Origin of the sequence: Streptomyces sp. NPDC015131, assembly GCF_043079975.1 — a bacterium.
In the GTDB taxonomy this organism is placed as follows: domain Bacteria; phylum Actinomycetota; class Actinomycetes; order Streptomycetales; family Streptomycetaceae; genus Streptomyces.
In genome coordinates this window covers 516,812-539,586 of record NZ_JBIBVB010000004.1, presented here as the reverse complement: position 1 = coordinate 539,586, position 22,775 = coordinate 516,812, and the positions used below count along the sequence as shown (strand labels likewise).

Below are 22,775 nucleotides of genomic sequence, written 5' to 3'. Positions count from 1 at the left end.
TGCGAGGTCCTTGCCCAGGTGCTCGGCTACGGCAGGGCGGATGCTCAGCCTGTGCAGCTGGCCTCTGAATGAGCGAGGTTGGGGCCGTTCGGTCGAGGGTGGGGGTAGGGAAGATCCACCTCTGGTCGTACTGCGCGCCAGACCTGGGGGCGATGCCGGGCGGGCCGTGCGCTTCTACTGTCGGTGTCCATGAAGACGTTACGCATACTGCGTCCGGCGGCCGTCGCGGTCGTCGCCCTGGCCCTGGCCGTTCCGGCGGCGCAGGCGCAGGTTCCGGCTGGTCCGGCATCCGCCGCTGTCGCCGCGGCCGTTCCCGCAACTACCGGAGTGGTACTGCCCGAGCCCACGGGCCGGGCGGACGTGGGCCGGTCGACGCTCCACCTCGTGGACCCCTCGCGGCGGGACCTCTGGGTGCCGGAGCGGCGGCGCGAGTTGATGGTGGACGTGTACTATCCCGCGCGTTCCTCGAAGGGCGCGCCCTCTCGCTACGCGGACCGGCGCGAGGCGGAGCTGCTCCTCGCGGAGGTCGGGGTGCGGGACGCGTCGGTGGTGGAGGCGCTGGCGGCAACGCGTCCCCACAGCACCGTCCACGCCCGTCCCCGCCCTGGGAAGCACCCTCTGGTATTGCTCTCACCCGGTTTCGGGGCGCCCCGGTTCACGCTGACCACCCTCGCGGAGGACTTGGCGAGCCGCGGCTACGTGGTCGCCACCGTGGACCACGCCTACGAGTCGTCGGGGACGGTGTTCCCCGGCGGCCGCGTGCTCACCTGCACAGCGTGCCGGAAGGCCGAGACGGCGGAGGACATGCGCAGGGCGACCGTCAACCGGGGACAGGACCTGTCGTTCGTCCTCGACCGGCTGACCGGTCCGCGCCCGGCCTGGCGGCACGCCGGCATCATCGACCGGCAGCGCATCGGGGCAGCCGGCCACTCGCTGGGCGGTGCCGCGGCCGCCTCGGTCATGGCGAACGACGACCGGGTCCGGGCAGGCGTCAACATGGACGGTGCCTTCGGGGACCCCGTACCGGAACGGGGGCTCGATGGGAAGCCGTTCATGATGTTCGGCACGGGTGACGCCGCCCACCAGCCGGGCGGCGAGGACGTGACCTGGGACGCCGCGTGGCGGAACCTCGACGGGTGGAAACGGTGGCTCGCCGTGACGGGAGCGCACCACTTCACCTTCTCGGACGTGCCGGTCCTGTTCGACCAGCTGCACGTGCCCTATCCCGGCGACGCGCAGCCCACGATCACGCCCGCGCGGGCGGTCGGCGTGGTGCGCGCGTACACCGGTGCCTTCTTCGACCTGCATCTGCGCATGCGGCCCCAGCCGCTCCTGGACGGTCCCACGGCGGACAACCCGGAGGTGCGGTTCAACCACCACGAAGGGTAGGGGAACGAGGTGCCCCATTGAAGGGCCTGGCCGCCGCCAAGGGGTGTGCGGCCAGGCCCCGTTGTTGCCGTCGGTGTTACGGGGCGTCCACCAGGACGCGGCCGTCGGCCGGGGTGCGGGGCGCGGTCGCGGTGGCGTACGCGGACTCGACCCGGGCCTGTTCGGTCGCGTTGGGGAGGGCGTTCCGGCAGGAGGTGCCGGCGCTGGAGCCCGACATCAGCTGGGAGCAGGGGCCCGGCTTGGTGTCGGGCAGGCCCAGGTTGTGGCCGAGTTCATGGGCGGTGATCCGTGTCTTGTCGTACCCCTGGGCGACCGCCTGGCTGCCGAGTTGGACGACGCCGCGTCCGCCCGGGCGGACCGGGCCGAGGGTGGCCTGCGGCCAGCCCGTGGTGGCCACGATCTGGATCTCGGCCCGGGTGCCGGGAGCGGCCTTCACCAGCTTGACGTTGTCCACGTTGTTGTTCCACGCGGCGACTCCGGCCGTGACGGCCGCTTCCCAGCCGCCCGCCCGGCTGTCGTCATAGCGGAGTGTGACGACCGCCGAAGCGCGTTTCGTCGTGGTGGGTTCGGGTGCGGACGCGGCGTTCGCCGCCGGTACCGCCGTTAGGAGCACCGCTGCCGCGGTACCGGCTATTCCCAGCCGTAGGTAGTGCACCATCGCTGTCCTTTCACCTGTGGGGGCCCGGCCCTGGGGGACCGGGAGTGAGAGTGACGTGAGCATGCCAAGGTGCACGATACCGCCCGGGGCCGCTCCGCAGCAGCCCCTCCGCGTCAGTCGATGATGGTGGCGATCCCCCGGCGCCGGAGGTCGGCCAGGCCGCCGAGCATCGCCTCGATCTGCTCGGGGGAGTGCCCCGTCCAGCCCTCCAGCTCCGACACGACGCGCACCGGCTCGCGCGTGCGGTACGAACGGGTGGGATTACCCGGGAACTTCTTGTCCGTGACGTTCGGGTCGTCCTCCAGCTCCCCGGTCGGCTCGACCACATAGATGCGCCCCGGCCCGTCACTGGCCGCGAGTTCGGCACCCCAGGCGGCGGCGTCCAGGGTCTCGGAGACGTAGATGTGGCGGGAGGTGCGGCCCTCCTCGAAATTGGACGCGTGACCGGGGGTCAGCAGGTCCCCCGGCACCAGGTCCGCCTTCGTACCGTGCAGCAACGTCCCCTCCTCGTACACCTGGAAGGGGATCGGGGCGCTGGTCATGGGCTGCTCCTTCGGCGTGGGCTGCGGGTACCAGGGAACCACGCCGGCCCCCTCACCCGACCCGCAGCCTCACGTCCGTCGCACCGCGAGCCGCCGCCACCACCGCGGCCTCCGCGTCCAGCCGCTCGCGCACCGCCGCGGACAGCGGCCCGAACGGTGTCACCGTCACGTCCAGCCGCCGGCCCGCCGCCCTGGCCCGCCACGTGCCGGCGATCTCCGTACCCGCCAGCAGGGCGCCCGGCCCGCCGACCGGCCGCCACACCTCCTTCGCCCGGCCCCTGTCCGGCACCACCAGCGCCCGGTCGCGGGCCTGGAGGAAAGGGTCGCCGGGCGGCAGCAGCCGTACCAGCCCGGGGTCCACGGCCGACACCAGCGCGTCCCGGGCGTCGGCCGGCAGCCACGCCCGCCTGCCCTCCACCCACACCTCCGCCAGGTCCCCGGGCCACACGGACCGGACCGCGGCCGGCCGGGTACCGAGATGGGCGGCCACCTCCGCGGGCGTCGCCGGACCCAGGAACCGCAGAAAGGCGCGCACCAACTCGTCCGTCCCCGACGCCCCGTCGGGCACCGGGAAACGCTCCGGGAGCGGAGCGAGCACCGTCCCGCGCCCCTCCGGTACGACGCCCACCGCGCCGAAGAGCCCCGCCTGCTGGAACAGCAGCCCCGAGATGTGCCGGGCCCCGCACGGCTCGCACCAGTACGTCAGCGACTCCGGCACCGCCGCGCTGACCGCCGTACTCACCTCGCCCTTCGCCATCGGCCCGCCGACCACCGCGCGCAGCGCCCCGGCCGTGACCCGGAACGCCGCGACACCCAGCCGCGCCCCCTCCTTGATCACCGCCGTGTCGATGCGCGCCGTCGCGTCCGCGTCGTCCACCGGCCACAGGGCCGCCGCCAGCGCCGGGAGGTCCCCGGACCGGTGCAGATGCGGCGCCCCGCGCAACGACCAGACCAGCCGCAGCCCGTCGGGCGACGCGCCCCGGGCGGCGAGCGCCTGGCGGGCCGATCCGTACGGCGTGTCCCGCACCCCCAGGGCCAGGACGTCCGGCGCCGGGGACGAGCGGTCGAAACCGTGCGCCGCCACCCGGTACGCCAGCACCCGGTCACGGCTCACCTCGGAACGCTGCGCGCTGCTCACGACCGCACCCTACCCACGCGGCACACCACCCGGCGGGGAACCCGTCGCCTCCCGCAGGACCCGCGCCACCAGTGCCGGGTCGTCCACCATCGGCACATGGCCGCAGCGCGGCAGGGCCACCAGCCGCGCCCCCGGGATCGCCGCCCCGGCCCGCTTCGCCTGCCAGGGCGGCAGGAGCGGGTCGCGGCTGCCCCAGGCGACGGTCACCGGCACACCCGGCACGTCCCCGCCGCCGGCCGGCCCCGGCGCCCGCCCGGCCCGCAGGGCCGCCCTGGCACCCGCGCCCTGCCGGGACAGGGCGAGCACGGCGTACGCGTACCTCCGCTCGGCGGCCGTCCAGAAGCCCGCCGGAGCCAGCGCCGTCACCGTACGCGCCAGTCCGGCCCGGCCCAGGCACAGCGCGATCAGCCCGCCCAGCGAGTGGCCCGCCACATGCGGCCGCTCCACGCGCAAACCGGCGAACAGCACGCCCAGCCACGCCACCGCCGTGTCCAGGTCCCACGGCACCGCCGGGTCCAGCGGCGGGGAGTCCCCGAAGCCGGGCAGGTCCAGGGCGATCGTCTCCCGGCCGGGCAGCAGCGGAACCACGCCGTCCCACACCCGGCGGTCGTCCCCCAGGCCGTGCAGCAGCACCAGCGGTTCACCGGCGCCGCACCGCTCGTACGCCACGGTCACGGTGGGCGCGGCGGTCGGGGCGCCGCCGTCCGTCACGGCCGCCCCGGCGCCCGCGCGGACGCGCGCGTACGACACGGAGCGACAGGCACTGTCCCCGGACATCGGCCACCTCCCGCCGGCCCCGGAAGGAGTGGGTACACCGGGAGAACGCCCCGGGAACAGCGACCGTTCCCGGGGCGTCGTCAGGCCACGCTCGTCCCGTCACATCGGGGGCATCAGCACGGAGTCCACGATGTAGACGGTGGCGTTGGCCGTGGGCACATTGCCGCACACCACGTTCGCGGTGCCGTTGACCTTGTACGCCTCACCCGATCCGGACGTGGTCACGGTGCCCTTCTCCAGCGTCTCGAACGAACCGTTCTCCAGCTGCTGCGGAGTGAGCTTCTGGCCCACCACGTGGTAGGTGAGGACCTTGGTCAGTGTGGCCTTGTCATTGAGGACCTTGTCCAGCTCGGCCTTCGGGATCTTGGCGAACGCGTCGTTGGTGGGCGCGAAGACCGTGATGTTCTGGGCGTTGTTGAGGGTGTCCACGAGCCCGGCCTTCTTCACCGCGGTGACCAGGGTCGACAGCGCCGGGTTGTTGGACGCGGCGGTGGCCACGGGGTCCTTGGCCATGCCGTCGAAGCTGCCCGCGCCGTCCTTCGGCACGGAAGCGCACGCCGGGCCGAACGGGCCGTCGGCCGCCGCCTTCTCCCCGGCGCCGCCCGGAGTGTTCTCCCCGGCCCCGCCCGGGGTGGACGCGGCGCCGGCCGAGGGGCCGTCCGCGGCCGAGTCGTTCGCGCCGGAGTCGTTCATTCCGCAGGCCGTGAGGGCCAGCGGCAGGGCGACGGCGGCCGTGACGGCGGCGAGGGCGTGACGGGAACGGATCGTGAGCATGGAGTTCGTCTCCTTGTGAAGGTCACCGGTACGAGGTGGGCACCGGCCCGGTCGGATCGGATCCGGTCGGGTCGGTCGGGTCGGCCCGGCCCGGCCCGTTCGGGTCGGTTCGGGTCGGTTCGGTTCGGGTCGGTTCGGGTCGGTTCGGTTCGGGGAGGACGGCGGGCGGACGCGCCGGCCCGGGAGCGGGTGAGCGAGTCCTTCCGCCGTCCTCACACGCCTCATTCGGAGGGCTCGCCGCACCGGATTGGTCCGCGCCGAAAGTCCGCTCCCGCACCCATCCGCGCGGGGGCCCGGCTCCGAATAGGGAGCGAGGCGGAAGCACGGGCGGCCGCCGCCCGCTTCCGGGACGACAAGGGAAAGGCTCGCCAGTGGACGAACGGCAACCCGTGATCGGTGCCACGGGCCCCGCCCGCCGGGTGGGTGCCCGGTGAGGGAGATCGCTCGTATCGGTGGCTCACCGTCCGTCGAGCCCGACCTCGCGGAGGTGGTCGCGCGGGTGGCCGAGGGGGACCGGGACGCCTTCGCGTCGCTGTACGACGCGCTCGCCGGCCCGGTCTACGGGCTGGTGCTGAAGATCCTCAGGGACCCGGCGCAGTCGGAGGAGGTGGCGCAGGAGGTCATGGTGGAGGTGTGGCGGCACGCCGCCCGCTACCGCCCCGAGCAGGGGAGCGTGACGACCTGGGTGATGACCATGACCCACCGCCGGGCCGTGGACCGCGTCCGGTCGGAGCAGGCGGCCGGCGAGCGCGACCGGCGCAGCGCCCGCCGGGACCACACCCCGGCCTACGACCAGGTCAGCGAGGAGGTGGCCGTACGGCTGGAGAGCGAACAGGTACGGCGGTGCCTGCGGTCGCTCACCGAACTGCAACGGCAGGCCGTGATGCTCGCGTACTACCAGGGATACACCTACCGGGAGGTCGCCGCCTCGCTGTCGACGCCCCTCGGCACGGTCAAGACGCGGATGCGTGACGGGCTGATCCGGCTGCGGGACTGCATGGGAGTGAACACGTGAACGGGGAACACCTCCACGCCCCCTCCGGGGCGTACGCGCTCGATGCGCTGCCGGACCACGAACGCGCCGTGTTCGAGCGGCACATGACCGACTGCGCCGAGTGCGCGCGCGAGGTGCGCGAGCTGTCGGCCACCGCCGCCCGGCTGGGCGCCGCCGCGGCCGCCGTACCACCGGCCGCGCTGCGGGAACGGGTACTGGCGGAGATCACCACCGTCCGGCAACTCCCGCCGCACGTCGCGCCCGGCAGTGGTGCGGGCCGGTCCGGTCCGGCGTTCCGGGGGCGGCTGCCGCGCCTGGTGCTCGCCGCGTGCGTGGCGGCCACGGCGGCGTTCGGGGGAGTGGTGGTGTGGCAGCACGAGGACGTCCGGCGCGCCGAACAGCGCGCCCAGCGGGCGGAGCAGCGGACGGCCGACATGTCGCGGGTGCTGTCCGCCCCCGACGCCCGGACGGTGACGGGCACCGAGGGTGGGGCCAGGGTCGCCGTCGTGGTCTCCCGGGCGGAGGACAGCGCCGTGTTCCTCTCCTCCGGCCTGCCCGAACTGCCCGCCGGCAAGACCTATCAGCTGTGGTTCGACGACCGCGGCGGCACGATGAGGCCCGCCGGCCTCACCCGCGGGGACGGCGGCCTGGTGATGGACGGCGCGGTGGACGGCGCCACCGGGATGGGGGTCACCGTGGAACCCGCCGGAGGGTCCCCGCAGCCCACCGGCGCCCCGCTGATGCTGATGACCCTGCCCGCCTGAACCAGGGGTTCAGGGGGTCAGGGGTTCTCACGGCGGGAGACCGGGGGCTCACCCCACCGTCACCACCACCGAGTGCCACCCGGCCGCCCCGTCGGGGATCGTCCGGGTGCGCTCCTCGGGCTGGATCGCGCCCGTACGGTCGGTGGCGCGCACGGTCAGCGTGTGGCTGCCGGGCGTGGCCCTCCACGGGTACGACCACTGCCGCCAGGTGTCGGCGCTGTCCTCGGCGGCGAGGTCGGCCTCCCGCCAGGGACCGTCGTCGACGCGCAGCTCGACCCGGTCGATCCCGCGGTGCTGCGCCCAGGCGACACCGGCGACCATCACCGTCCCGGCGGCGGGGCGCGCGAAGGGCTTGGGGGTGTCGATCCGGGACTGGGTCTTCACCGGTGCCTCACGGGCCCAGTCGCGGGCCACCCAGTACGGGTCGTACGCGTCGAACGTGGTGAGCTCGATGTCCTCGATCCACTTGCAGGCCGAGACGTAGCCGTACAGGCCGGGCACCACCATACGGACGGGGAAGCCGTGCTCGAAGGGCAGCGGCTCACCGTTCATGCCGACGGCCAGCAGGGCGTCGCGCCCGTCCATCACCGCCTCGACAGGGGTGCCCAGCGTCATGCCGTCCACGGACCGGGCCACCAGCTGATCGGCGGGGCCGCCCTTCGACGGCGGCCGCACCCCGGCCTCGGCCAGTACCGAGGCCAGGCGTACGCCGGTCCAGCGGGCGTTGCCGACATAGGGGCCGCCGACCTCGTTGGAGACGCACGCGAGGGTGATGTCCCGCTCGACCAGCTCCCTGTCGAGCAGGTCCCGGAAGGTGAGCGTCAACGGGCTGCGCACGCCCCGGCCGTGGACGCGCAGCCGCCACCGGCCGGCGTCCACACGGGGGACGACCAGAGCGGTGTCGACCCGGTAGAAGTCCTCGGTGGGCGTGAGGAACGGGCTGACCCCGGCGACCCGCACCTGCGCGCCCCGGGGCACCGGTGCGGCGGGCGAGTCGGGCCGGGGGAGGACGAGCGCCGCCCGGGACGACACGGCGTCACGCGCGCGTGCCCCGCTCAGCGTCTGGCCCGCGACGCCCGCCCCGGTGGACGCCACGGCGGCGGCGCTCGCGCCGATCAGGAACCCCCGCCGGTCCCAGCCCACCTCCGAGGGCCCCTCCATGGACCCCTCCGAGGACCCGGGCTCGGGCCCCTCCATGGACCCCTCCGAGGACCCTGGCTCGGGTCCCTGCGAGGACCCCGGCGCGGGCCGGGTGAGGCGGCCGGACAGCCAGTACAGCACCGCCGCTCCGGCGAACCCGCCCAGCAGGGAGGGCAGTCCGTCGGCGAGGGAGCCGGAGTCGGGGCGGGTGACGGCCGCGACGGCCCCCACCGGACCCAGCAGCAGCGCCCCGGCCGCGGCGGCGCGCCGGTGGCGCAGGGCCAGCAGTCCGAGGCCCGCCGCCAGCGTGGCCAGGACGACGAGGATGCCCGCCTGGAGGACCAGTTTGTCGCTCTCGCCGAAGGTCCGGATCGCCCAGTCCTTCACCGGCGCCGGGGTACGGTCGATGGCCGCCCCGCCCACCGCCGTGACCGGGCCGGCCTCCGGGCGTACGGCGTGGGCGGCGAGTTCGGCGACGGCCAGCGCCGCGTAGCCGGCGAGCAGTCCGCTCAGAGCGGCGAGCAGCCGGCGGAACCAGGGCTTTTCGGTGGAGGTCACACACCCCGTTCGGAGCCGGGCGGCGGGCGGATTGGCCGGGGCGGGGCCGTTTCGCCCGGAGGGGACGGTCCCCGCGGGGCTCAGTCCTCCGGGTGCAGCAGCCCGCGCTCGTACGCCTTGAGCAGCCGCTGCGGTACGAGGTGAACGGTGCCGTCCACCGTCAGGGGCACCAGCTGCGGGGTGGTGGCCTTCCACTGGGCGCGCCGGTGACGGGTGTTGGAGCGGGACATCTTGCGCTTGGGCACAGCCATGACGGGTCCTTTCTGAGGAGCGGGGGAGCGGACTCCAGGCTACATGAAAATGAATCCCATTAACCTTGGGGGGTTCGGCTCGGGTGGCACGGGCGGCTCCGGGCCGCTCCCCGCCTCCTCCGCCCGCGTTCAGCCCGCTTCCGCCCGCGCGGCCGGTGGGGTGTCCGCGTAGGGGTCCTTGGGCTGGGCGGCCCTCTCCACCCCGGTCGCGTCCAGTTCCGGGCGGGCGTCGTCGGCACCGGGCCGGCCGGCCGGGCGCCAGACGCCGGTCACCGTCACCCAGGCGTCGGCCGGGGGCGCCCCGGCGCCGTGGACCCTCACCTTCAGCACCCCCGCGTCGGCCGCGCAGCACGCGATCAGCAGGCGGCTCAGGTACCAGCCGCCGTCCTCGCCCGGTGTGACGAAACCGGTCAGGCGCACGGTCCTGCCGTCCAGCGACCGCCCGGTGTCGTGGACGGCACGGGCGCTGAAGTCCCGTACGGCAAGCGGCAGCGGATCGCCCTCCGGCAGCGGCGGGAAGGTCCCCGTGCGCGGACCGGCCACCATCTCGTCCCGCGCGGCCGTGTACGAGCCGAGCGCGGGCGGCGCGAAGAGCAGCAGCATCACCGCCGGTACGTACAGCAGCCAGGCCACCCGGGGCCCGTGGGCGTGGCTGTGCCCGTGCCCGTCGTCGCCCCCGCTCCCGTGCGCCCGCTCCGGAGCGTCCGTCGCCTGGTCCGCCGGCCGGTCCCGCAGGTGCGCCCGGGCCTCGCGTACCGCCGCCGCGACCCCCAGCGCCAGCAGCAGCACCCCCGTGGCGATCAGCGGCAGGCGCAGCCCGGCCTTCACGTACCGCAGATACAGCTCGCTGAGGAGCGACACCCGGAGCACGGCGGCGCCCAGGAGGACGAGGAGCGCGATCTGGAACCGGCGGGTCACAGCAGCCACCACCCCACGAGGACACTGGCGAGCACCGCCACGACGAAGGTCGCGGAGGCGAACCGCACCGCGAAGGCCCGGCCGAAGGTCCCCGCCTGGAGCGCGACCAGTTTCACGTCCACCATCGGCCCCACCACCATGAACGCCAGCCTCGCCGTAGGGGAGAAGCCCGTCAGGGACGCGGCGACGAAGGCGTCCGCCTCCGAGCAGACGGCGAGCACCACGGCCAGGGCGGCGAGCGCCAGGACGGAGAGCCAGGGCGATCCGGAGACCGCGTCCAGCACGGACTGCGGCACCAGCACGTTGAACGTCGCGGCCGCCATCGCCCCCACGACCAGGAACCCGCCCGCGTGCAGGAAGTCGTGCCGCAGCGCGTCCTGGAACCGGGCCGAGGGGGAGCGGCCACCCGCGTCCCGCTCCCCGGAACCGGAACCGGAACCGGGAACGGAACCGGAACCGGGACCGGAACCGGCCCCTGACCCGGCCCCGGGCACGCCTCCCGTCCCGGGCAGACGCAGCCACTCGGGCCTGCCCAGCCCGATCCACAGCCAGCCCATCGCCATGGACACCGCGAGCGACGCGACCAGCCGCGCCACCACCATCTCGGGGCTGCCGGGGAAGGCGACGGCGGTCGCCACCAGGACGATCGGGTTCACCGCCGGCGCGGACAGCAGGAACGCGAGCGCCGCCGCCGGGGCCACCCCGCGCCGCATGAGGCTGCCGGCCACCGGCACCGAGGCGCACTCGCAGCCGGGCAGCACCACCCCGGCGGCCCCGGCGACGGGCACCGCGAGCACCGGACGGCGCGGCAGCACCCGGCGGAACAGGGACGCCGGCACGAAGGTGCTGATGGCCGCCGAGACCAGCGTCCCGAACACCAGGAAGGGCAGCGCCTGCACCGTGACGGCCACGAACACCGTCCGCCAGGCGCGGAAGGCCGGGCTGTCGGCCCGGAACAGCAGGTCAGGCCCCACCACCATGGCGACCACGCCCAGCGGCACCAGCAGCAGCCCGCCGACGACCAGCACGGTCGCGCCGCGCAGCACCGCACGCACCAGCCCGGCCGGTTCCCTCTCCCCGGTCACCGTGTCCCTCACCGCACACCCCGTCCCACCCCTGCGAAGAGGCAAGGCTAGAGGAGGCGGTCCCGGCGCCCGCACGGACCCCGGCGGTACGCCCCCGGAGCCCCTCGCCCCCGGGGCCCCTCGCCCCCGGGGCCCCTCGCCCCCGGGGCCCCTCGCCCCCGGGGCCCCTCTCGCCGCGCGCGTGTACAGGCCCCGGCGGTACGCCCCCCGGGCCGCTCTCCACGCGCGCGTGCACAGGACTCCGGCGGTACGCCCCCCGGGCCGCTGCACCGCGCTACTCGCCGCCCCTGCCCAGGGCCCGTAGCGCCTTCTGCCGGTGGCTCAGTGCCAGGTCCGCCGACTCGGGGCGGCCGGTCCGGCGGAGGTGGTCGGCCGCCCGCTCGTTGACCGTGACCGCCTCCCCGTACCGGCCCATGTCGACGAGGAGCCCGCCGAGGACGAGCAGCGCCGAGCCCTCGCCCTCGGTGTCCCCGGTCTCCCGGCAGACGTCCAGGTAGCGCCGGAACGCCGGAAGGGCCTCCTCGTTCTGGCGGAGCTTCGAGGTGAGGAAGCCCAGCCGGAACAGCGCCTGGCCCTCGTACGTGAGGTTCCGGCGGGCGCGGAACAGGTCGGCCGCGCGGCGGTAGGCCGGGACGGCCTCGGCGGGACGGTCCAGCCGCTCCAGCAGAGCACCCAGGTGGAAGTGGAGCTGGGACTCCCGCTCCCGGTCGTCGGTGCGGGGGAAGACGGTGGCGGCCCGCCGGTAGACGGAGACTGCCTCCTCGTCCCGGCCCAGGGAGCGCAGGGCGCGGGCCAGGTTGAGGAGCGCCGACCCCTCCAGGTCGGGGTTGTCCACTTCCTTGAAGAGGGCGGCGGCGCGCCGACACGTGTCGACGGCCTCCGCGAACCGCTCCTCCTGCAGCAGCGTTTCGCCCTGCCGGTACAGGGCGAGGCCCTCGCCCAGGGCGTCACCCGCCTCGCGCGAGCGGCCGGCGGCCCGCCGCAGCACGGTGGCGGCCTCCGCCTCCCGGCCCGAGTCGGAGAGCGCGGCGGACAGGTGGCGCAGTGCCTCGGCCTCGCCCGGCCCGTCACCGACCGCGCGGAACAGCCCGGCGGCCTCCGTGCACGGGCCGACGGCCTCCCCCGGCTTCCCCTGACCGGTCAGGCCCCGGCCGACAAGGATGAGGGCGTACGCCTCCCGGGGGCGGTCGCCGGCCCGCCGGAACAGCTCCACCGCGTACCGGCCGGCCGCGACCGCCTCTCCGTACCGTTTCAACCGCAGCAGCACGGCGCTCAGTTCGCCGGACGCCGTCCCCTCACCGGCCGCGTCACCGGCCGCCCGGTACGCGGCGACGGCCCCCTCACGGGCGGCGGCCGACTGTTCGACGCGGCCCAGCTCCAGCAGAACGGAACCGAGACGGTTGAGCAGCTCCCCCTCGCCACCCCGGTCGCCGGCCTCCCGGCAGAGGGCGGCGCCCTGCTCGCAGACCGGCACGGCGTCCGCGTACCGGCCCTCGTACTCCAGCAGCAGCGACAGGGCGCGCAGGGGCGCCAGTTCACCGTCGCGGGCGCCGGTCTCCCGGCAGACCCGCAGCTCCCGCCGGTACGCGGCGATCGACTCCTCCGTGCGGTGCAGCTGGCACAGGGTGATGCCGAGGGTGTGCAGCACCGCGCGCTCACGCTCGTGGTTGCCCGCCTCGCGGTAGCGCGCGACGGCCTGCTCGCAGGCGGTGACCGCCTCCTCGTGCCGGCCCGCCCGGGTCAGGGCCGTGCCGCGAATGGCCAGCGCGTGGGCCTCGCGCTCCGGTTCACCGCTCTCGCGCAGCAGGGCGGCGGCCTTGCCGCCGGCGGTGGCGGCCTCCGCGTACCGTTCGGTCTCGGTGCACGCGCCGCCCAGGTGGATCAGCGCCCGGGCCTCCTCCGCCCGGTCGCCCAGCTCGCGGGAGACGGCGGCGGCCCCCCGGGTGGTGGTGACGGCCTCCTCGAAGCGCCCGGCGCGCAGCAGGGTGGCGCCGAGCCGGCCGAGCACCCGGGCCTCCTTGGCCCGGTCGCCGGTCTCCGAGAAGAGCGCCGCCGAGCGTTCGTACGCGCTGATCGCCTCGTCGAACCGGTCCGTCCGGGACAGGGCGTCGCCGAGGTTGCAGAGGGAGTCCGCCTCGCGGTGCGGCTTGCCCGCCTCCCGGTAGGCGGCCGCCGCCTCCCGGCTGGGGGCGATGGACTCCTCGTACCGCCCCTGACCGAGGAGCGCGTTGCCGAGGTTGTGGAGGGAGGCACCGTCCTGGCGGCCTCCCGGGGCAGGGGCGTCACCGTCGTCCTGTACGGCGCCGCCGGGATCGCCGCAGAGGGCGGCGGCCCGCCGGCTGATCTCCGCGGCCTCGTCGAACCGCTCCGCGGCCGTCAGCGCGTGGGCGAGGTTGTTGAGCGAGGCGATCGCGAACAGCCGCTCCCTGGCGTGCTGGAACAGCTCCACCGCCCGCTCGCAGGCGGCGACGGCCTCGTCGGCGCGGCCCGAGTCCGCCAGGGCGGGGCCGAGATTGACCAGTGCGGCACTCTCCAGATGCCGGTCCCCGGTACGGCGGAACTCCTCGGCCGACCGGCCGAACAGGACGGCGGCCTCCTCGGTGCGCCCGATGCCGAACAGGGCGTGTCCCGCGTCGAGGAGCAACTCGGCCGCACGGCGCCGGTCACTGTTCCCGATGTGGGCGTCCGCCGCCCGCACGGCTGCGGTGACCGCCTCCTCGTAGCGGCCGAGGCCGGCGAGGTCCTGCGCGACCCTGCCCAGCGACAGGGCCAGGTCGGTCAGTTCGGCGGGCGAGGACGCCTCGTCCAGCCGCCGGTACAGCCCGTTCGCCTCCCGGGTGGCGGCCAGCGCCTTCTCCCGGACCGCGCCCGGCGGTCGTGCCAGCCGGTCGCGGGCCTCGGCCTGCCCGGGAAACTCGACGGTGGGGTGAGCGGCCGACAGCCGCCGGTACAGCTCGTCGGCCTCCCGGGTGACCGCGAGGGCGCGCTCCTCGTGGCCCAGCGCGAGAAGCTGGGTGCCCAGGTCGTTGAGGACCTTGGCCAGATCGAGGCAGTGGGCGGCGAAGTCCTGCTCGGCCAGCTGCCGCTGGATCGCCACCGCCTCCTCCATCGGGGCGAGAGCCTCCTGCCGGCGGCCCAGGTCCGCGAGGAAGATCCCGAGGTTGACGAGCGCCGCCGTCAGATCGGGCTGGTGGGCGGCGGGGGTGGCGGCGGCCAGCTGCCGGTAGAGGTCGGTGGCCACCTCGGTCATCTCCAGGCCCTCCTCGGCGCGGCCCACCGCGCGCAGGGCGCCCCCCAGATTGGCGAGCGCCATCGCGAAGTGGTGCCGCTCGGCGTCGGGGTCGGCCTCGGCCAGCCGCCGGTAGAGGCCCACCGCCTCCTCGGCGGCGGCCAGGCCCTCCTCGGCGCGGCCCGCGTCGGCCAGCCGCAGCGCCAGGTTGTTGAGCAGCCCGGCGAGTTCGGGCAGGTGCACCGGGTTGGAGCCGGCCAGCCGCCGGCAGAGCCCGACGGCCTCGCTCGTGACGGCGAGGGCCTCCTCGGTCCGCCCGTGGCGCGACAGCCGGTTGCCGAGGCCGGTCAGTGACTCCGCGAGCCGGTCCTCGTGGGCGGCGGGGTCGGCCTCGGCCAGCCGGCGGCTGATCGCCACCGACTCCTCGGCCACGAACAGGGCCTCCTCCCAGCGGCCGGCCGCCGACAGCCGGTCCCCCAGCGCGCTCAGGGAGTTCGCCAGGTGCGGCAGGTTCCGGGGGTCCTTTCCGGCCAGCTCGCGATGCAGGCGTACGGCCTCCTCGGCGGGCGCGACCGCCTGGTCCCGGCGGCCCGCGCCGGCCCGGCGCCACGCCAGCGTCCCGTACAGCCAGGCGCGTCGGCCCAGATCGGTCGTCGAGGCCAGCCGGTGGGCGGTGAGCACCTCCACGACGGCGAGGATGCCGCCGTCGAGGTCCATGTGGCGGCCGGTGGGGAGCCGCGCCTCGACGGCTTCGAGCGCCGCGAGCAGCGACGGAGGGATGCCCCCTTTCGCGGCGGTCCCACCGCCACCGGCGCCACCGGCGCCCCCACCGCCACCGCCGCTTTCGCCGCCCCGGCCGGCCAGGGCGGCGAGCGCGGTCAGTGCCGGGCTGCCGGCGGCGAGCGCCACCTCGGGCGCGGCGCACAGCAGGGGGTGGAGCACCCGTTCCCCGACGTGCGGCCAGCGCTGGGCGGCCGACGCCAGGAACGTCACCGTCCGCGCGGCCAGCTCGGCCCCCCGCTCGCCGCCCAGCAGGACGGCCGGGACACCGCCCGCCCACGGGTCGGGGTCGTACGAGCTGACGGCGTGCCCCGGCGTGAGCAGCCCCAGGAAGTCCTCGGCCAGCCGGTCCGGGCCGAGCGGCTCCAGCACCAGCGCCCGGTCGGCGGGCGGGTAGCAGAACCGGTGGTCGAGGAGCAGCTCCTGCGGGTGGCCCGGCAGGTCCAGCGAGCGCAGCACCCGCGTGCCGGTGTCCTGGCTGACGGCGCCGGTGAGGACGGCCGTGAAGACCGTCCTGGCCATCACCGAGGGCCGGGTCCGGTAGTCGAGGCCCTGCCCGCCGGCGTCGAACAGTCGCTGCCATGCCCGGTATTCGCGGTCCAGGAGGTACGCCGACAGGTCGTGCGGCTCCATCGGGGACGGCCGCTCGCCGCGCGCGTGGGCGTCCACGGACACCAGGGCGGCCATGTGCAGGGTCAGCGTCAGCCCGAAGTCGTCCCGGCCGAGCGACCCGGGCGGGGCGACGGCCCCGGGGTCCGGCAGGGCGTACAGGTCGCTCGCCGCGAAGCGGTCCCGGGCGGCGGTGAACATGCGGACCCGGTCGGCGGCCAGGGACGGCAGGAGCAGGTCCCCGGCGGCGGCGCCCCGCTCGGCGAGGTCGGCGCGCAGGGACGCGAACCAGCGGACGGTGCGGCCGATCAGGAGGACCCGGGTGGGCCGCCGCTGGTGCAGGACCGGTTCGGACAGCAGGCGTTCCAGCTCGCTGTACGCCCAGCGGTCGGCGTAGTCGACGACCAGCAGCACACCGGCCTCACCGGCCTCCCCGGCCGGCGGGCCCCCTTCCACGGCACCCCCGTCGTCCGCGCCGGCCGGCGGCCCCGGGGCTCCGAGGTTCGCGTGCAGGACCTGCCAGCGCTCGGCCGCCGGCAGGTCCGGGTCCCGGGACCGCTCCGCGAACTCCAGGGCCAGCCGGGTCTTGCCCTGGCCGCCCGGGGCGTGCAGCAGCAGGACCGACAGGCGTGCGTCCCGCGCGTCCCGCCACCGCCGCAGCCGCTCCAGCTCGGCCTCCCGGCCGACGAAGGGCACGACCTGGCTGCGCGCGTCGAGGAGGCGGCTGGGCTGGGCCAGCAGCCACGCGGTGTCCGGGGCCGCCGGGTGCGGTAACGCGCCGATCGTGGGCAGCCGCGTCCCGTAGTAATGGTTGACGGTCGCGGAGGCGTACGGCCCCTGGGCCGCCACCGCGCCGGCCGAGACGCGCTGCTCGTAACGCGGCTCGCTCAAGACTCGGGGAGCGGCGGCCGGGCGGGCGAACCACCGGGCGCGTAGTGGTGGTTGGTCACGGTCACACTGGCTCCGGGCCCCTGGGCGCCCGCGCCGCCGTTCTGATTTATCTGGGTGTAGAAGCCGCCGGTGCCCGCGCCGCGCAGCGCCGCCCCGAGGGCCCGGATCTCGCCCTCGGCCCCGGGACGGCCGGCCATCAGCTCGCGCAGCAGGCCCTCGCACTCGGCCGACCGGCCGGCGCTCGCCTCCAGAGCCGCTCCCAGCCGGGCCGCCCAGTCGTCGTGCGCCGCGCCCAGGGCGGCCTCGTCACCCCGCTCGTAGGCGGCGAGGACCGTCTCCCGTGCCTGCTCCAGCTCCGCCTCGGCCGCGCTCGTACCGTCGTCGCCCGTACCGTCGCCGGCCCGGCCGAGCCCGATCAGGCGCGCGAACCCCCGCTTGCTGTGTGCCCACGCGTCCGTCGTCATCGCGCCGACGAGCGTGGTGGCGGCGGTGGCGGCGACAGCCGCGACGGCAGGATCCACGACGATCTCCCCCTCACGAGGCACAGCCTCACTCCGACAGCACAAGTGTGCCATCGCACCGCCCCGGACGGTCGCGTTCCCCACAAGTACGCACGCGCACCACCTCCGTGAGGGCCCGTCACCACAGCCGGGAGCGGGGAGCCGGGCCGCCGACGCCGCGACCCGGTGCGCACCGCTGCGCGGCGTCGGCGCCACCGAGCCGGGCCTGTCGGACCACCGGCTGCTGCGCGGGACGGCGTACACCGAGTAGGCCCGGGGGCGAGGAGTCAGGGGGCGTCCGCGGGGGCCGGGCGCTGGTAGATGTCGGGGATGCCGTCGTGGTCGTCGTCGCGGTTCTCCTCCTCGTACAGGCGCCGGTACACGTCGTTGCGGCGCTTGACGAGGAGGGCGGCCAGGGCGGCGGCGATCAGGGAGCCGACGAGGACGGCGGCCTTGACCCGCTCCGCCGCGGCCGGGTCGGGGAAGGCCAGTTCGCCGATGAGCAGCGCGACCGTGAAGCCGATCCCGGCCAGGACCGAGAGGGCGAGGACGTCGGCCCACGCCAGGTCGGGGTTGAGCTTCGCGCGGGTGAAGCGGGCGGCGAGGTACGTGCCGAGGAAGACGCCGAGGGTCTTGCCGGCGACCAGGCCGAGGACCACCCCGAGCGGTTCGGGCCGGGTGAACACCTGCCCCAGGGAGGCGGCGTCGACGGCTACACCGGAGGCGAACAGCGCGAAGAGGGGCACCGCGACACCGGCGGAGAACGGGTGCAGCAGGTGCGAGGTCCGCTCGCCGGGGGAGGCGGCCTCGTCCTTGTCGCGGGTGGTGCGCAGGATCAGGCCCATGGCCACACCGGCGACGGTGGCGTGGACGCCCCCGTGGTACATCAGCGCCCAGATGGTGACGCCCAGCGGGACGTACCACCACCAGCCGCGCACCCGGCGGCGCTGGAGCACGTAGAACAGCACCAGGCCGGCGAACGCGCCGCCCAGGGCGGCGAAGTCGAGGTTGTTGGTGAAGAAGACGGCGATGACGAGGATGCCGCCGAGGTCGTCGACCACTGCGAGGGTGAGCAGGAACGCCCGCAGGGCGGCGGGCAGATGGCTGCTGAGGACCGCGAGGACGGCGAGGGCGAACGCGATGTCGGTGGCCATCGGCACGGCCCAGCCGTGGAGGCTGCCCCCGCCCGCTCCGGCGGTGACGGCGTAGAAGGCGGCCGGTACGGCCATGCCGCAGACGGCGGCGATCACCGGCAGGGCGGCGGTGGCGGGGGTGCGCAGCTCGCCCACGACCAGCTCGCGCTTCAGCTCGATGCCCGCGACGAGGAAGAAGACGGTCAGCAGGCCGTCGGCGGTCCAGTGGCCGATCGAGAGGTCCAGCCCGAGGGCGGGTATACCGAAATGGAGGTCGCGGATGCGCTCGTAGGTGTCGCCCCAGGGGCTGTTGACCCACACCAGCGCCACCACCGCCGCCGCGAGGAGGACCAGTCCGCCGACCGTCTCCGTGCGGAGTGCCTGGACGACGGCGTTGCGCTCGGGGAGCGGGAGGAGCCCGAGGAACGGGGCACGACGGCGCGGGGAGACAGCCATGGGGAGGGACCTTCCGGGAACGGAGGAGGCTACGAGAGCTCCGAGAGACCCGGGGGCGCACGAGCCCCCAGGACGCCGACCAGACTTCCCGGCACACCGGCGCGCCCGGCACAGCCGCCACCGGCGGGTCCTTGACGCGTTGTTGACACCCTAACCCGTGGCCCGGGAGCGCACCAGACCCTGCCTGAACTGGGAAAACGCATTCTCGGGTGAGGAGTTGGGACACGGCGGGCAGGCCCGTCCACACCACGGCGCGAGGTGTGTACGGGCCTGCTCAGGAGCCGGGCCGCAGGGGCGGGTCAGACGGTGGTCTTCACCGGCTCCTGGTCGGTGTCACCGTCCTCGGTGACCTCACCGGCGTCACGGGCGCGGACGTACTCCAGGAAGGAGTTCAGCTCGCGCTTGACGACCGGGGCGAGGAGGTAGAGGCCGATGATGTTGATGACGGCGAGCATGAACAGCACCGCGTCGGCCATGTCGATCAGGGTCTGGAGCGTGAGCAGCGAACCGGCGACCACGAAGAGCGTGTAGAGGACCTTGAAGGTCAGCTCGCTGGCCCGGCTGCGGCCGAACAGGTGCGTCCACGCCTTGAGGCAGTAGTAGCCCCAGGTGAGCACCGTGGAGATGGCGAACAGCATCACCGCGACGGTGAGGATGTACGGGAACCAGGGCAGCACCGTGGCGAAGGCGTCCGAGGTGATGGTGACGCCGCCGATGGACTCGCCGGCGCGGGCCTCGCCCCAGCTCGCCGGGTTGGCGATGACGATGGTCAGCGCGGTCATCGTGCAGATGATGACGGTGTCGATGAACGGCTCCAGCAGGGCGACCAGGCCCTCGCTGGCGGGGTGCTTGGTCTTGACCGCGGAGTGGGCGATCGGGGCGGAGCCCAGACCGGCCTCGTTGGAGAACGCGGCCCGCTTGAAGCCGATGATCAGCGCGCCCAGGACACCGCCGGCGACACCCTCCGGGTTGAACGCGCCCTCGATGATGGTGACGAAGGCGGCCGGGACGGCGGAGATGTGGACCAGGATGACGATGAGGCAGGCCACGATGTAGATGCCGGCCATGGCCGGGACGAGCTTGCTGGTGACGTTGGCGATCGAGCGGATGCCGCCGAGCAGCACGATGCCGACCAGCGCGGCGATCAGCAGGCCGAAGAACACCGCGCCCGCGGAGGAGCCCATCAGGCCGTCCTCGCCGCCGGTGACGGAGACCAGCTGCGCGTAGGACTGGTTGACCTGGAAGAGGTTGCCGCCGAAGAGGCCGAAGAACAGCACGAAGAAGGAGGCGAGGACCGCGAGGATCTTGCCGAAGGTCTTGCCGTTCTTGCCGAAGCGCTCGGCCAGGCCCTTGGGCAGGTAGTGCATCGGGCCGCCGGAGACGGTGCCGTCGGCGTGCACCTCGCGGTACTTCACACCGAGGGTGACCTCGACGAACTTGGTGGCCATGCCCAGCAGGCCGCACAGGATCATCCAGAACGTGGCGCCGGGGCCACCGATGGAGACGGCGACGGCCACACCGGCGATGTTGCCGAGGCCGACGGTGCCGGAGACGGCCGCCGTCAGGGCCTGGAAGTGGTTGACCTCGCCGGTCGACCCCTTCTCGTCGTACTTGCCGCGCACCACGGCGAGGGCGAGCTTGAACTTCCGTATCTGGACCAGCCCGAACCAGGCGGTGAACACGAGGCCGGCGACGACGAGCCAGGCGACGATGAGCGGCAGTTCCGTACCCGCGACGGGGACGGAGTAGAAGACGACGTCGACGAGCCAGCTGGCTATGGGCTCGAAGAATCCGCTGACGGCTTCGTCGACGGACTTCGTGATGGAGTCGAGTGACACGGTGGCTACCTCGATGGCGCAGGACCGGCGCACGGGAGGTGGCGCCGGGAAGATGTGCGGTCTTTGAGCGAACGCCGTTGTCCGATCGGCGACCCGGGGCGGGCGCTCCGCGGACTCGGAACGTGATCACCCTGGTCGTGCGGTCGACACGTGTGCCGACACTCCGCCGGGTGGCGAGGGGTGGTGCCACCTGCGGAGTTGCGTAGTTCTACCACGACCTTTACGCCTTCTTTAGTGACGCACATCACAATGCGGTGCGTGACTTTCCAAAGTGCCAGTCACCGATGCACGACCGTTATTCGGCCACAGGGGCCCGATCACCGGACGCTCCTTACATCCCGGCCGCCGGCCCCCGATGCCGGGCGCCGACGGGCTGGGGTGGGCCGGGTGCCCCCGTCCGGCCGGGTGGGCCGCCGCCGGGCTGGGGTGGGCCGGGTGGGCCGCTCAGAACTCCCGCAGATGGTCCCGGAGCCGCCGGGCCGCCCGGGACATGAGCATGTCCGCGCCCGGCTGGGTGCCCGCCGGGACCAGCGACTCGGTCAGCACCGCGACGGCGAAGGCACGGCCGTCGTGGTGCTCGACGACCCCGATCTCGTGGCGGAGGTTGAGCAGGCTGCCTGTCTTGGACGCCCACCGGGTCGCGTCGGAGCTGAAATCGGGCGCCAGGCGGTGCCGGAGCACATTGTCGGCCATCAGGCCGCGCACCAGGGCGGCCGCGTCCGGATGCACCGCCGACGGGGTCCACAGGGCCTGGAGCAGGTCGACCCAGGCACGCGCGCTGCCGGTGTTGGCGCGGGTCGTGTCCAGCTGGGGCACCCGGTGGCCGCGTCCGCTGGTGCCGCCCTCGATGGCCAGGGCGTGCGCGAGATGGGCCTGGTCCGCCGGGAAGCGCTCCACCGGCGTCTCGGTCAGCTCCCGCATGCCGTGCCGGACCGTGATGCCGTGCAGCCCCAGCCGGTGCAGCGCCGCCGCCACCTCGGCGGGCGGCGTCAGACCGAACAGCGCGTCGGCGGCCGTACCGTCACTGACGCTGGTGCTCAGATAGAGCAGGTCGTCGATCGCCACCCGCGCCGGGTGCCGGAACCGGCTCAGGCCGGTGGGGCCGGGCGTCGTGACGCGCCCCGGACGCACCTCCAGCGGTGTCGCCCCGTCCAGCTCGCCCCGCTGGATGCGCTCCGCCGTCACCAGCGCCAGGGGCACCTTCACCAGCGACGCGGCGGGCAGCTGGTCGTCCGGCTCAATGCCCAGCTCCTCGCCCGTACGCAGGTCGCGCACCAGCAGGCAGCCGCGCAGCCCGCCCTCGCGCAGCTCCCGGCGTACGTCGAGCAGCAGCGCCGCGCCGTTCACCCCGCACCGCCCGGTGCCGGGGCGTGCAGGCCGGCCCCGAGACAGCGGGTGAGGGCGTCGCCCAGCCGCTCCTCGGCGACGTGCCGGGGCGTGTCCGCTGCGGTGGCGAGGGCGAAGCCCCGGCTGAGCGCCACGTCCCCCAACGGCCGCCACACCAGGCCCAGTTCCCCTGCCTGCGCCTCCGAGCAGACCAGCAGGTCCGCCGTGCCGAGCACCTCCGCCGCGGCGGACGTCAGATCGGCCGCCACGACCAGCTGGGCCGGCCGCAGTCCCGTCGCGTCCCGCAGCCGGGTCAGCGGGTCGCGGATGTGCGGCACGTCGTCCTCCGGCTGGAGCCAGATCCGCCGGAGCGGCCCGGCGTCACCCCGCCCGGCCCGCAGGGTGTCCAGGTGGACGCGCCGGCTCGCCGGAGCCGCCGCCCCGGCGAGGCCCAGCGGCACCGACCACCTCGCCCCGTCGCCCGCCACCGCGACCAGCGCGGCACGCACCTGCTGGGCGTGGACGAGCGACTCGCGCCGGGCCGGAGCGGCGACCCGGAGGTCCAGCGCCACCCCGCACGCCCGCACCTCGGCCACCAGACGGGCCAGCGCGGCGGTGGGGAAGATCCCGGGCACCGCCAGCCGCCAGGGCTTGCGCCTGGCCGCCTCCGCCTCGTGCAGCAGTGTGTCGGCCGCCTCCACGAGCCGCCGGGCCGCCGGCAGCACGTCCCTGCCGAACGGCGTCAGCACCACCTGCCGCGACGCCCGCGTCAGCAGCCGCTCGCCGAAGTGCTCCTCCAGCGCCGCCACCCGGCGGCTCGCCACCGGCTGGGACATCCGCGCCGCGGCGGCCCCGTCCGTGAAGCTGCCGCGCTCGGTGACGCTGACGAAGGCGCGGCACGCTGCCGTCAGATCCATACCCGCAGCCTATGCGCACACGGCATGGAACAGCACAGGAGCGTATTGGACCGCATACCGCCCCGGCGCAAGAGTGGGCTCATCCCCACCGCACCCGACTCGCGCGTC

General features: G+C 74.8%; 18 protein-coding genes. 3 read left to right on the top strand and 15 right to left on the bottom strand.

All coding sequences use genetic code 11. The annotated features are described in order from the left end of the window. Positions 1-189: 189 nt before the first annotated feature. Entirely contained in the window at positions 190-1,389 is a 1,200-nt protein-coding gene (locus ACF08D_RS18280; RefSeq protein WP_392223697.1) for an alpha/beta hydrolase family protein, read from the top strand. Between the two features lie 76 nt (positions 1,390-1,465). Here the strand turns inward: ACF08D_RS18280 and ACF08D_RS18275 are convergent, their stop codons facing one another. The 5 genes from ACF08D_RS18275 to ACF08D_RS18255 form a co-directional block, all read right to left on the bottom strand. Continuing rightward, positions 1,466-2,047, bottom strand: coding sequence for a snapalysin family zinc-dependent metalloprotease (locus tag ACF08D_RS18275; protein ID WP_392223696.1), 582 nt, complete (start codon positions 2,045-2,047; stop codon positions 1,466-1,468). A gap of 113 nt (positions 2,048-2,160) precedes the next feature. Beyond that, positions 2,161-2,589 (bottom strand): NAD(+)--rifampin ADP-ribosyltransferase, encoded by a 429-nt coding sequence (gene arr, locus ACF08D_RS18270; protein WP_392223694.1) that lies wholly within the window; start codon positions 2,587-2,589, stop codon positions 2,161-2,163. Positions 2,590-2,641: 52 nt separating this feature from the next. Continuing rightward, positions 2,642-3,727, bottom strand: coding sequence for a DNA glycosylase AlkZ-like family protein (locus ACF08D_RS18265; protein ID WP_392223692.1), 1,086 nt, complete (start codon positions 3,725-3,727; stop codon positions 2,642-2,644). A gap of 9 nt (positions 3,728-3,736) precedes the next feature. After that, a complete protein-coding gene (locus tag ACF08D_RS18260; protein ID WP_392223691.1) occupies positions 3,737-4,477 on the bottom strand; it encodes an alpha/beta fold hydrolase in 741 nt (246 codons plus the stop codon). 126 nt (positions 4,478-4,603) lie between these two features. After that, entirely contained in the window at positions 4,604-5,278 is a 675-nt protein-coding gene (locus ACF08D_RS18255) for a fasciclin domain-containing protein (protein ID WP_392223690.1), read from the bottom strand. Positions 5,279-5,708: 430 nt separating this feature from the next. Here ACF08D_RS18255 and ACF08D_RS18250 point away from each other — a divergent pair, with 430 nt between their 5' ends. Then, positions 5,709-6,293 (top strand): sigma-70 family RNA polymerase sigma factor, encoded by a 585-nt coding sequence (locus ACF08D_RS18250; protein ID WP_392223689.1) that lies wholly within the window; start codon positions 5,709-5,711, stop codon positions 6,291-6,293. Then, on the top strand, positions 6,290-7,036 hold the full coding sequence (locus tag ACF08D_RS18245) for an anti-sigma factor domain-containing protein (RefSeq protein WP_392223688.1): 747 nt from the start codon (positions 6,290-6,292) through the stop codon (positions 7,034-7,036). Before ACF08D_RS18250 ends, ACF08D_RS18245 begins: the two co-directional genes overlap by 4 nt. 48 nt (positions 7,037-7,084) lie before the next feature. Here the strand turns inward: ACF08D_RS18245 and ACF08D_RS18240 are convergent, their stop codons facing one another. From ACF08D_RS18240 to ACF08D_RS18195, 10 genes are all read right to left on the bottom strand, one after another. Further along, positions 7,085-8,734 (bottom strand): molybdopterin-dependent oxidoreductase, encoded by a 1,650-nt coding sequence (locus ACF08D_RS18240; RefSeq protein WP_392223686.1) that lies wholly within the window; start codon positions 8,732-8,734, stop codon positions 7,085-7,087. 80 nt (positions 8,735-8,814) lie between these two features. Next, positions 8,815-8,985 (bottom strand): 50S ribosomal protein L32, encoded by a 171-nt coding sequence (rpmF, locus tag ACF08D_RS18235; protein ID WP_392223685.1) that lies wholly within the window; start codon positions 8,983-8,985, stop codon positions 8,815-8,817. A 129-nt stretch (positions 8,986-9,114) separates the two neighbouring features. Then, complete coding sequence (locus ACF08D_RS18230) at positions 9,115-9,903, bottom strand: TIGR03943 family putative permease subunit (RefSeq protein WP_392223684.1); 789 nt, start codon at positions 9,901-9,903, stop codon at positions 9,115-9,117. Further along, positions 9,900-10,883, bottom strand: coding sequence for a permease (locus ACF08D_RS18225; protein ID WP_392224096.1), 984 nt, complete (start codon positions 10,881-10,883; stop codon positions 9,900-9,902). The genes ACF08D_RS18230 and ACF08D_RS18225 overlap by 4 nt, the downstream gene beginning before the upstream one ends. A 379-nt stretch (positions 10,884-11,262) precedes the next feature. Beyond that, positions 11,263-16,497: a tetratricopeptide repeat protein gene (locus tag ACF08D_RS18220; RefSeq protein WP_392223682.1), complete on the bottom strand. Its 5,235-nt coding sequence runs from the start codon at positions 16,495-16,497 to the stop codon at positions 11,263-11,265. After that, a complete protein-coding gene (locus ACF08D_RS18215) occupies positions 16,494-17,018 on the bottom strand; it encodes a hypothetical protein (protein ID WP_392223680.1) in 525 nt (174 codons plus the stop codon). Before ACF08D_RS18215 ends, ACF08D_RS18220 begins: the two co-directional genes overlap by 4 nt. 266 nt (positions 17,019-17,284) lie before the next feature. Continuing rightward, positions 17,285-18,586 carry a Na+/H+ antiporter NhaA gene (gene nhaA / locus ACF08D_RS18210; RefSeq protein ID WP_392223678.1) on the bottom strand — a complete coding sequence of 434 codons (1,302 nt, stop codon included), beginning with the start codon at positions 18,584-18,586 and terminating at the stop codon, positions 17,285-17,287. A gap of 299 nt (positions 18,587-18,885) precedes the next feature. Further along, on the bottom strand, positions 18,886-20,424 hold the full coding sequence (locus ACF08D_RS18205; protein WP_392223676.1) for an alanine/glycine:cation symporter family protein: 1,539 nt from the start codon (positions 20,422-20,424) through the stop codon (positions 18,886-18,888). A 444-nt stretch (positions 20,425-20,868) separates the two neighbouring features. Beyond that, positions 20,869-21,771 (bottom strand): serine hydrolase, encoded by a 903-nt coding sequence (locus ACF08D_RS18200; RefSeq protein ID WP_392223674.1) that lies wholly within the window; start codon positions 21,769-21,771, stop codon positions 20,869-20,871. Beyond that, positions 21,768-22,667: a LysR family transcriptional regulator gene (locus tag ACF08D_RS18195; RefSeq protein WP_392223672.1), complete on the bottom strand. Its 900-nt coding sequence runs from the start codon at positions 22,665-22,667 to the stop codon at positions 21,768-21,770. Before ACF08D_RS18195 ends, ACF08D_RS18200 begins: the two co-directional genes overlap by 4 nt. Between the last annotated feature and the right edge of the window lie 108 nt (positions 22,668-22,775).

Excerpts from the sequence above, each read along its gene's own strand:
- ACF08D_RS18195 (WP_392223672.1), bottom strand. The coding sequence starts at position 22,667 with ATGGATCTGACGGCAGCGTGCCGCGCCTTCGTCAGCGTCACCGAGCGC.
- nhaA (WP_392223678.1), bottom strand. The coding sequence starts at position 18,586 with ATGGCTGTCTCCCCGCGCCGTCGTGCCCCGTTCCTCGGGCTCCTCCCG.
- rpmF (WP_392223685.1), bottom strand. The coding sequence starts at position 8,985 with ATGGCTGTGCCCAAGCGCAAGATGTCCCGCTCCAACACCCGTCACCGG.
- ACF08D_RS18255 (WP_392223690.1), bottom strand. The coding sequence starts at position 5,278 with ATGCTCACGATCCGTTCCCGTCACGCCCTCGCCGCCGTCACGGCCGCC.
- ACF08D_RS18275 (WP_392223696.1), bottom strand. The coding sequence starts at position 2,047 with ATGGTGCACTACCTACGGCTGGGAATAGCCGGTACCGCGGCAGCGGTG.
- ACF08D_RS18280 (WP_392223697.1), top strand. The coding sequence starts at position 190 with ATGAAGACGTTACGCATACTGCGTCCGGCGGCCGTCGCGGTCGTCGCC.
- arr (WP_392223694.1), bottom strand. The coding sequence starts at position 2,589 with ATGACCAGCGCCCCGATCCCCTTCCAGGTGTACGAGGAGGGGACGTTG.
- ACF08D_RS18225 (WP_392224096.1), bottom strand. The coding sequence starts at position 10,883 with ATGGTGGTGGGGCCTGACCTGCTGTTCCGGGCCGACAGCCCGGCCTTC.